10 protein-coding genes and 1 tRNA gene are annotated in these 6,964 nt (G+C 63.5%); 6 read left to right on the top strand and 5 right to left on the bottom strand.

Features of this window, described 5'->3' with window-relative positions:
- The coding region (gene tuf, locus ACP16H_RS18565; protein ID WP_425073719.1) for an elongation factor Tu at window positions 1-1,176 on the top strand (1,176 nt) is incomplete at its 5' end.
- 178 nt (window positions 1,177-1,354) lie between these two features.
- On the opposite strand, the gene ACP16H_RS18560 is transcribed toward tuf, so the two are convergent.
- From ACP16H_RS18560 to ACP16H_RS18550, 3 genes are all read right to left on the bottom strand, one after another.
- Window positions 1,355-1,573: a hypothetical protein gene (locus ACP16H_RS18560; protein ID WP_425073747.1), complete on the bottom strand. Its 219-nt coding sequence runs from the start codon at window positions 1,571-1,573 to the stop codon at window positions 1,355-1,357.
- Window positions 1,574-1,617: 44 nt separating this feature from the next.
- Window positions 1,618-1,836, bottom strand: coding sequence for a hypothetical protein (locus ACP16H_RS18555; protein WP_425073746.1), 219 nt, complete (start codon window positions 1,834-1,836; stop codon window positions 1,618-1,620).
- 128 nt (window positions 1,837-1,964) lie between these two features.
- Window positions 1,965-2,183 carry a hypothetical protein gene (locus ACP16H_RS18550; RefSeq protein ID WP_425073745.1) on the bottom strand — a complete coding sequence of 73 codons (219 nt, stop codon included), beginning with the start codon at window positions 2,181-2,183 and terminating at the stop codon, window positions 1,965-1,967.
- A 565-nt stretch (window positions 2,184-2,748) separates the two neighbouring features.
- Here ACP16H_RS18550 and ACP16H_RS18545 point away from each other — a divergent pair.
- Window positions 2,749-3,033 (top strand): hypothetical protein, encoded by a 285-nt coding sequence (locus tag ACP16H_RS18545; RefSeq protein ID WP_425073744.1) that lies wholly within the window; start codon window positions 2,749-2,751, stop codon window positions 3,031-3,033.
- A gap of 76 nt (window positions 3,034-3,109) precedes the next feature.
- Here the strand turns inward: ACP16H_RS18545 and ACP16H_RS18540 are convergent, their stop codons facing one another.
- A complete protein-coding gene (locus tag ACP16H_RS18540) occupies window positions 3,110-3,334 on the bottom strand; it encodes a hypothetical protein (protein ID WP_425073743.1) in 225 nt (74 codons plus the stop codon).
- A gap of 398 nt (window positions 3,335-3,732) precedes the next feature.
- On the opposite strand from ACP16H_RS18540, the gene ACP16H_RS18535 reads away from it, so the two are divergent.
- Window positions 3,733-3,808, top strand: a tRNA-Trp gene (locus ACP16H_RS18535).
- A 116-nt stretch (window positions 3,809-3,924) separates the two neighbouring features.
- Here ACP16H_RS18535 and ACP16H_RS18530 read toward each other — a convergent pair.
- Window positions 3,925-4,389: a hypothetical protein gene (locus tag ACP16H_RS18530; RefSeq protein ID WP_425073742.1), complete on the bottom strand. Its 465-nt coding sequence runs from the start codon at window positions 4,387-4,389 to the stop codon at window positions 3,925-3,927.
- A gap of 464 nt (window positions 4,390-4,853) precedes the next feature.
- Here ACP16H_RS18530 and secE point away from each other — a divergent pair, with 464 nt between their 5' ends.
- From secE to ACP16H_RS18515, 3 genes are all read left to right on the top strand, one after another.
- Window positions 4,854-5,057 (top strand): preprotein translocase subunit SecE, encoded by a 204-nt coding sequence (gene secE / locus ACP16H_RS18525; RefSeq protein WP_425073741.1) that lies wholly within the window; start codon window positions 4,854-4,856, stop codon window positions 5,055-5,057.
- A 176-nt stretch (window positions 5,058-5,233) separates the two neighbouring features.
- Window positions 5,234-5,767, top strand: a complete 534-nt coding sequence (gene nusG, locus ACP16H_RS18520; protein ID WP_425073740.1) for a transcription termination/antitermination protein NusG — start codon at window positions 5,234-5,236, stop codon at window positions 5,765-5,767.
- 2 nt (window positions 5,768-5,769) lie between these two features.
- Window positions 5,770-6,939 carry a hypothetical protein gene (locus ACP16H_RS18515; protein ID WP_425073739.1) on the top strand — a complete coding sequence of 390 codons (1,170 nt, stop codon included), beginning with the start codon at window positions 5,770-5,772 and terminating at the stop codon, window positions 6,937-6,939.
- The last annotated feature ends 25 nt before the right edge of the window (window positions 6,940-6,964 follow it).

Below are 6,964 nucleotides of genomic sequence, written 5' to 3'. Positions count from 1 at the left end.
ATGGCAAAAGGTAAGTTTGAACGCAGCAAGCCGCACTGCAACATCGGCACGATCGGTCACGTTGACCACGGCAAGACGACGCTGACGGCTGCAATCACCAAGTACTTCGGCGAATTCAAGGCCTACGACCAGATCGACGGCGCGCCGGAAGAGAAGGCCCGTGGTATCACGATCTCGACCGCGCACGTGGAATACGAGACCGAAGCGCGCCACTACGCGCACGTCGACTGCCCCGGCCACGCCGACTACGTGAAGAACATGATCACCGGTGCGGCGCAGATGGACGGCGCGATCCTGGTGGTGAACGCCGCTGACGGCCCGATGCCGCAGACGCGCGAGCACATCCTGCTGGGCCGCCAGGTGGGTATCCCCGCCATGGTCGTGTTCATGAACAAGGTTGACCAGGTCGACGACGAAGAGCTCCTCGAGCTCGTCGAGATGGAAATCCGCGAACTGCTGTCGACCTACGACTTCCCGGGCGACGACATTCCGATCATCGCAGGCTCGGCTCTGGCCGCAATGGAAGGCCGCGACCCGGAAATCGGCGAGAACAAGATCCGCGAACTGATGGCCGCCGTGGACGAGTACATTCCGCAGCCGCCGCGCGCCACCGACCAGCCGTTCCTGATGCCGATCGAAGACGTGTTCTCGATCTCGGGTCGTGGTACGGTTGTTACGGGGCGTGTCGAGCGTGGCGTGGTGAACGTTGGTGACGAACTGGAAATCGTCGGCATCAAGGACACCACCAAGACGACCTGCACCGGCGTGGAAATGTTCCGCAAGCTGCTGGACCGCGGGGAAGCCGGCGACAACATCGGCGCGCTGCTGCGTGGTATCGACCGTGACGCGGTCGAGCGTGGCCAGGTGCTGTGCAAGCCGGGTTCGGTGAAGCCGCACACCAAGTTCGAGTGCGAGGTCTACATCCTGACCAAGGAAGAAGGCGGCCGTCACACGCCGTTCTTCAAGAACTACCGTCCGCAGTTCTACTTCCGCACGACCGACGTGACCGGCACGGTTGAGCTGCCCGAGGGCACCGAGATGGTGATGCCGGGCGACAACCTGAAGTTCAACGTTGAACTGATTGCACCGATCGCCATGGAAGACGGCCTGCGCTTCGCAATCCGCGAAGGCGGCCGCACCGTCGGCTCGGGCGTCGTGTCCAAGATCCTGGCGTAAGCCGGTCTGACGACTGAAACGGAAAGGCCGCCCTTCGGGGCGGCCTTTTTGTTTGGCGCGGGGGTTTGGGGACCCAAGAGGCTGGCCGGGTCCGGAAACGATTGAAGCCGCCCCTGACGGAGCGGCTTCTGGTCTGTCCTTGCCCGCCGGGAGGAGGGGCGGGACGTCCGGACGTGGTTCAGCGCGCGATGGCGTTGATGCGGGAGGTGATCTCCAGATCGCTGTCGCTGGTGCCCAGTGCGGCGTTGATGGCGGCGATCTGCGCATTGCTCAGCGAGGCTGCGTCAAGGTCGGAGACGAAGCCGTAGGCGGCCGGGTTCAGCTGGATCGAGTTTGCATAGGCCGCGCCGGTCAGGGCTGCGGTTGCGATCAGGGTGGATGCGATGAGCTTTTTCATGGGTCTGTACCTTTCAAAGATGGGTTGGTCAGGGGGGAGTGCGATCAGCGCGCGATGGCGTTGATCTGGGAGGTGATCTCGAGGTCGCTGTCGCTGGTGCCCAGCACGGCGTTGATGGCAGCCACCTGGGTGTCGCTCAGCGAGGCGGCGTCGAGGGTGGACACGTAGCCGTAGGCCGAGGGGTCCAGCTGGATCGAGCCTGCGAATGCGGCGCCCGAGAGGGCAACGGTTGCGGCGAGGGTAGAGGCGATGAGGGTTTTCATTTGTCTGTTCCTTTCGAGTATCTGGCCGTCCTTGGGACATTTCCCGGATGCGGCAGTGGGTTGGGTGAAGGCGTCACCCGGCGCTTTGGAGGGTCCGGTCCCGCAGGGAGTGAGCGGGCGGACGGGGATCAGCGCGCGATGGCGTTGATCTGGGAGGTGATCTCAAGGTCGCTGTCGCTGGTACCCAGCACGGCGTTGATGGCGGCAACCTGGGTGTCGCTCAGCGAGGCGGCGTCCAGATCGGAGACGAAGCCGTAGGCGGCCGGGTCCAGCTGGATCGAGTTTGCATAAGCCGCGCCGGTCAGGGTGGCGGTGGCGATCAGGGCGGATGCGATAAGGGTTTTCATGTCTCTGTCCTTTCAGGTTTCGGTGCCGGCTCCGGGCGTTGTCCCCAGTGGCGCGGCGGTGTGTCGGGCGAACTTTCCGTCCGGCTGAGACTGAAGTAGGGGCGGTCGAAGCCGTTGTGAAATCACGGAAAAATCTCGACCTGCTCGCGCGTTTGTGTGCTTGAAAACTTTTCGGCACGCCCCAGTCGGCGTGTTTTCGAAGGAATTCGTGGGAAGTTTGTTGACGTCTGGTCACGAAGGTCGTGCAGGCGTGGCAAAAACGGGGTGATGAACAGTTCGAGTGCATTTTTGCGCGGACTGAAATAGCGGCGTTTGGGGCGGGATTTTCGAGGTTTCGGGCGGACGGGCGGCGCGACGATAAGGCGCCAGACGCGGTGTCCTGCTGACGGATTGGGCGCGGAATCGTGCCAAGGCGAGGTGGCGCGGCGCGATGCGCGGCAAATTTGAAACAAGCGGGCCGTCGGCGCGATCCGCTTGGGCCCGCAGCATCTAAGCGCCCGGCGGCACAGTGGTATCCTTACGTCAACTGGGGCCGGTGCCATGCCGGAAAACGAATGGGATCACCATGAGCAAGATGACGAACCGTTTCGCCGCAACGATTGCCGCCGCGATGCTGGCAGGCGCGATGGCAGCCCCGATGGCTGCCTGGACCGCCGGGATCGGCGTGGCCTACGAGATGGCCGCGATGGGTCGTCCGATGTTCGTGGACGTGTCCTACCCGTACTTTGATTTTGGCAGCGTCTCGGGCGGGACGACGCCGGTGTCCGACAACGGAGCGGCTGCCTCGAAGGGTCTGAACTTTGACCTGACCGGCCACGCGCTGTCCATCGGCCTGCGCATTCCGTTCTGATACCGGCACAGATGCCGGAAACGAGAGAAGCCGCCCTTTCGGGGCGGCTTCTGCGTTTGGGAGGAGCGGAGGCGGGTCAGTTCAGGATGGCCCGGATCTGGGATTCCTTCGACAGGCGGGTGTTGTCCGAATACAGCACGCTGTTGATCGCGGCGATCTGGCGGTTGCTGAGGCCCGAAAGATCGGCGTTCGGCAGGATGAAGTTGATGTCGGGCGAGACATGCTGCTGCGTGGCGGCCTGAGCGGCAACGCCGGAGAGAATGACGGTTGCGGCAAGCGCGGAAGCGAGAAGCGTTTTCATGTGACTTTCCTTTGGGATGGCCGGGTGTTTGCGTCCGGCGGGGTGGTTCCGGACTGTGCTGCCCGGCTGAGACACACTTAGGGCGGCTGGCTCAGGCTTTGAAATCACGGAACAATCCCCGATCTGTCACGCAAATGTAGGCTTGAAGAGATGGCCGGGAGTGACGGTGGCTGCGTGGCTGCGCGATTGCTGAGGGAAACGTGGTTTCCGTCGCGTGAACGGTGTGCGGGCAGGGGGTGGCCGGGCTGTTCAAAGGGGACATTGCACAGGGTCTGTGCGGTCGTTTCGGGGATCGGGAGGGCGTTCGGCAGAAAGGCCGAGATTTCCTTGTCCGAACCTCTTGATTTCACCCGCAGGCCCGTGTACCTCGCGCATCACGGCCAGATGATGGCCACGATAGGGGTATAGCTCAGCTGGTAGAGCGACGGTCTCCAAAACCGTAGGTCGCGGGTTCGAACCCTGCTGCCCCTGCCATTTTCCTGACATTGGTGAGTCTTGACGCATGATGTGCCGGGGTTCGGCATTTTGCGTGCGCGCACGAAAAAGGGGCTGCCCGAAGGCAACCCCTTGAAGACTGTTCAACGGTCCGATTAGCCGGCCGATGCGTCCAGATAAGCGCGCATCTCGTCCGCCTTGTCGGCTTCGTTGCCGGACTTGGTCGCGATCGAGATCAGTGCGGCGCGCTGTTCGTCATTCAGCGAGTCGAAGTCGACTTCCGGCAGGTAGCTGGCGATGGTGTTGGCATAGTATGCGTCATCCATCTCTTCGACCGGCTCGGTCGTGGTCACGGCAACCGAGTCAGCCGGGACGACGGTCACGGTGGTCGTGGTGACGTCCGAGAAGTCCTTCAGGTAAGCGCGCATCTTCTGCTCTTTGTCGGCTTCGTCAGCGGAGCCGGCAATCGACATCAGGGCACCGACCTGCTGGTCGCTCAGGGTCGAGACGTTCACGTCCGGAACATACTGGTTGATGGTGTTGGTGGTGTATGCGTCGGCAGCAAAGGCACCGGTTGCAATCGAGGTCATCAGGGCGGTTGCGGTCAGAATGCGTTTCATGACTGTTACTCCTTAAGTCGGTTAGCGAGGGGCGATGCCGTCGCTTTCTGAGGAGTAAACTGCGGGAGGCGAAAATTCGTTCCCGGAAAATGTCGATTATTTTCAGATTCTTATGATCGCGATTCCGTGAGGGAAACGGCGAATGGGCCGCCAAAGTGGCAGCCCGCAAGGTATCGGAGCGATCCTGAAAGAGCGGGCGGGTGGTGGGCGTCGCGCCCCTGTCCCTGTCCGGTCGATTGCCCGCAGCCTGAGCCCGTTTCGGGGGCGCGTTGCGGTGCGCAATCCTCTTTCATCGTCTGTCGTTGCGGGCAAACACATGACGGGCGGGATCGGTTCCGCACCAATCCTCACGCTGTTGCGAGGGCTGTGCGGGAGTCTGAAGCCTTGCGTTCGCGGCCTTGCACGCGTATGTGCGCCTGAACCCGCCCGGTGCGGCAGACAGATGTGTTACGGGAAATTCAGACATGGCGACGACCAACCCGCTCCAGTTCATCCAGCAGGTCCGCGCGGAAACCGCCAAGATCGTGTGGCCGACCCGCCGCGAAGTGGTGCTGACCTCGGTCATGGTCTTCATCATGGCCAGCCTCGTCGGCATCTTCTTTGCCCTCGTCGACCTGGCGATCCGGTCCGGCCTGACCGGGGTGCTGGCGTTCTTCGGCACGAACTGACGGCGCTGGCGGCGCGGGTGGTCTTGCCATCTTGCGCGGGACAGTGTATCGGACAGGCTCAGATTTGGGCGCGCGGCTGTAACAGGCTCGCGCGCCGTTTCATTTGTGGCGCGCGGATGCGCGTGAAACGGACAAGGTGCGCCCCGTAAGGGGGCAAAAGGATCGAGGTCACAGACATGGCAAAGCGGTGGTATTCGGTAAGCGTCCTCTCGAACTTCGAGAAGAAGATTGCCGAGCAGATCCGGACGGCGGTCGCCGAGCAGGGGCTCGAGGACCAGATCGACGAGGTTCTGGTGCCGACCGAGGAGGTCATCGAGGTGCGCCGCGGCAAGAAGGTCACGACCGAGCGTCGCTTCATGCCGGGCTACGTGCTGGTGCACATGGAGATGTCGGACCGGGGGTTCCACCTGGTGAACAACATCAACCGCGTGACGGGCTTCCTGGGTCCGCAGGGGCGCCCGATGCCCATGCGTGACGCCGAGGTCGCGACCATCATGGGCCGCGTGCAGGAGAACGAGGACCAGCCGAAGCTGGTGATCCACTTCGAGATCGGCGAGAAGGTCAAGGTCAACGACGGCCCGTTCGAAGGCTTCGACGGCATGGTCGAGGGTGTGGACGACGACAACCAGCGCCTGCGCGTGTCGGTGTCGATCTTCGGCCGCGAAACGCCGGTCGAGCTGGAGTTCACCCAGGTCTCCAAGGTCGGCTGACCATGGCGGGGATGGGGTTCGACGATGCCCTGACCCGCCTGTCGGAATTGTTGACTGCCAAAGCCCGCTACGCCGACGAGGTGTGCGGGCTTTTTCGTGTGGTCACGGACCAGAGGCCGCTGGTGATGGCGCCGGAGGTGCTGCGGCTGTTTCTCGACGTCTGTTACGCTTACAACGGGGTGACAGGCGCGCCCGAGGTGCTGCCGCGCGGTGATGACCGCCATGGTGTGCCGCGTGTCGGATGGTTCTGCGGGACGCTGATCGAAGAGACCTTCTTTGACCGGGGGCGGGACAAGCGCGACTGGATTGACCGGGGGGCGTTGTGGCACCTGGCGATGAAGGACGAGGCAACGGAGCGCGGGCGTGCCTATTACATCCCGCATTACAACGTAAGCGTCATGCCCGAGGAGGCGGCAGAGCTGGCCGCGCCTTACCTGGCGCATCTGGAGCGCGGCATGGCAGAGGCTCCGTTCCGGCACCTGAAGCTGTGCTGGGACGTCATGCAGTATCCCTTGCCGCCGTTTCATGGCGTGTTCCGCGACTGGCTGGCGGATATGGACCGGCGCGGTTTTGGCGTCGGCCCGCACTTGCGGTCGCTGGACCGGGCGCGGGGCTTTGTCCAGATGGCGATGGAGGGCGCGCAGCGGGTCAGCTGGGCAAACGTGGAGGGCGCGTTCCTGCCGCAGATGGCGCGGGAGCATCCCCTTGTCGCGGCGGCCATCGGCAGGTTTCTGGGGAGCATCTATGCCTTTCCGGAGGGCCGGTTTACCCAAGGGGTGCCTTGGGGTTTGGGCGAGATGCTGGACCATCTGGCCGGTTTGCCCGCCAATCGCCGGGTTGCAACGGGTGGCTTTCTGAATGGCTATGCCGATGTCGACGACCCCTTTCCTATGATCCATGAGGCAGTGCCGGGGTTCGCGGTGGACGACTGGGTGCTGCGTGTCCTCGCCGACGGGCAGCCAGAACCCTACCTGCCGAGCGCGCAGGCCTTCTGGTTTCCCGTACACGAACACTACTGGAACCGGCCCGATTTCGCGATGCGGCTGATCGACGAGGGGCACCTGTGGGAGGCGCAGATGTGTGCCACCGAGGGGCCGGTGGAGGACAGCGGGATGGCGCCGGTTCTGGCGCGGCTGGCCGCCTTGGAGGGCACGGGTCAGGGGGCGCGGTAGCGACCTCGGTCGTGTGCGTCGGGCG

Origin of the sequence: Sagittula sp. S175, assembly GCF_049800975.1 — a bacterium.
In the GTDB taxonomy this organism is placed as follows: domain Bacteria; phylum Pseudomonadota; class Alphaproteobacteria; order Rhodobacterales; family Rhodobacteraceae; genus Sagittula.
Note: the sequence above shows the minus strand (reverse complement) of the source record. Positions and strands in the feature narration are given on the sequence as shown.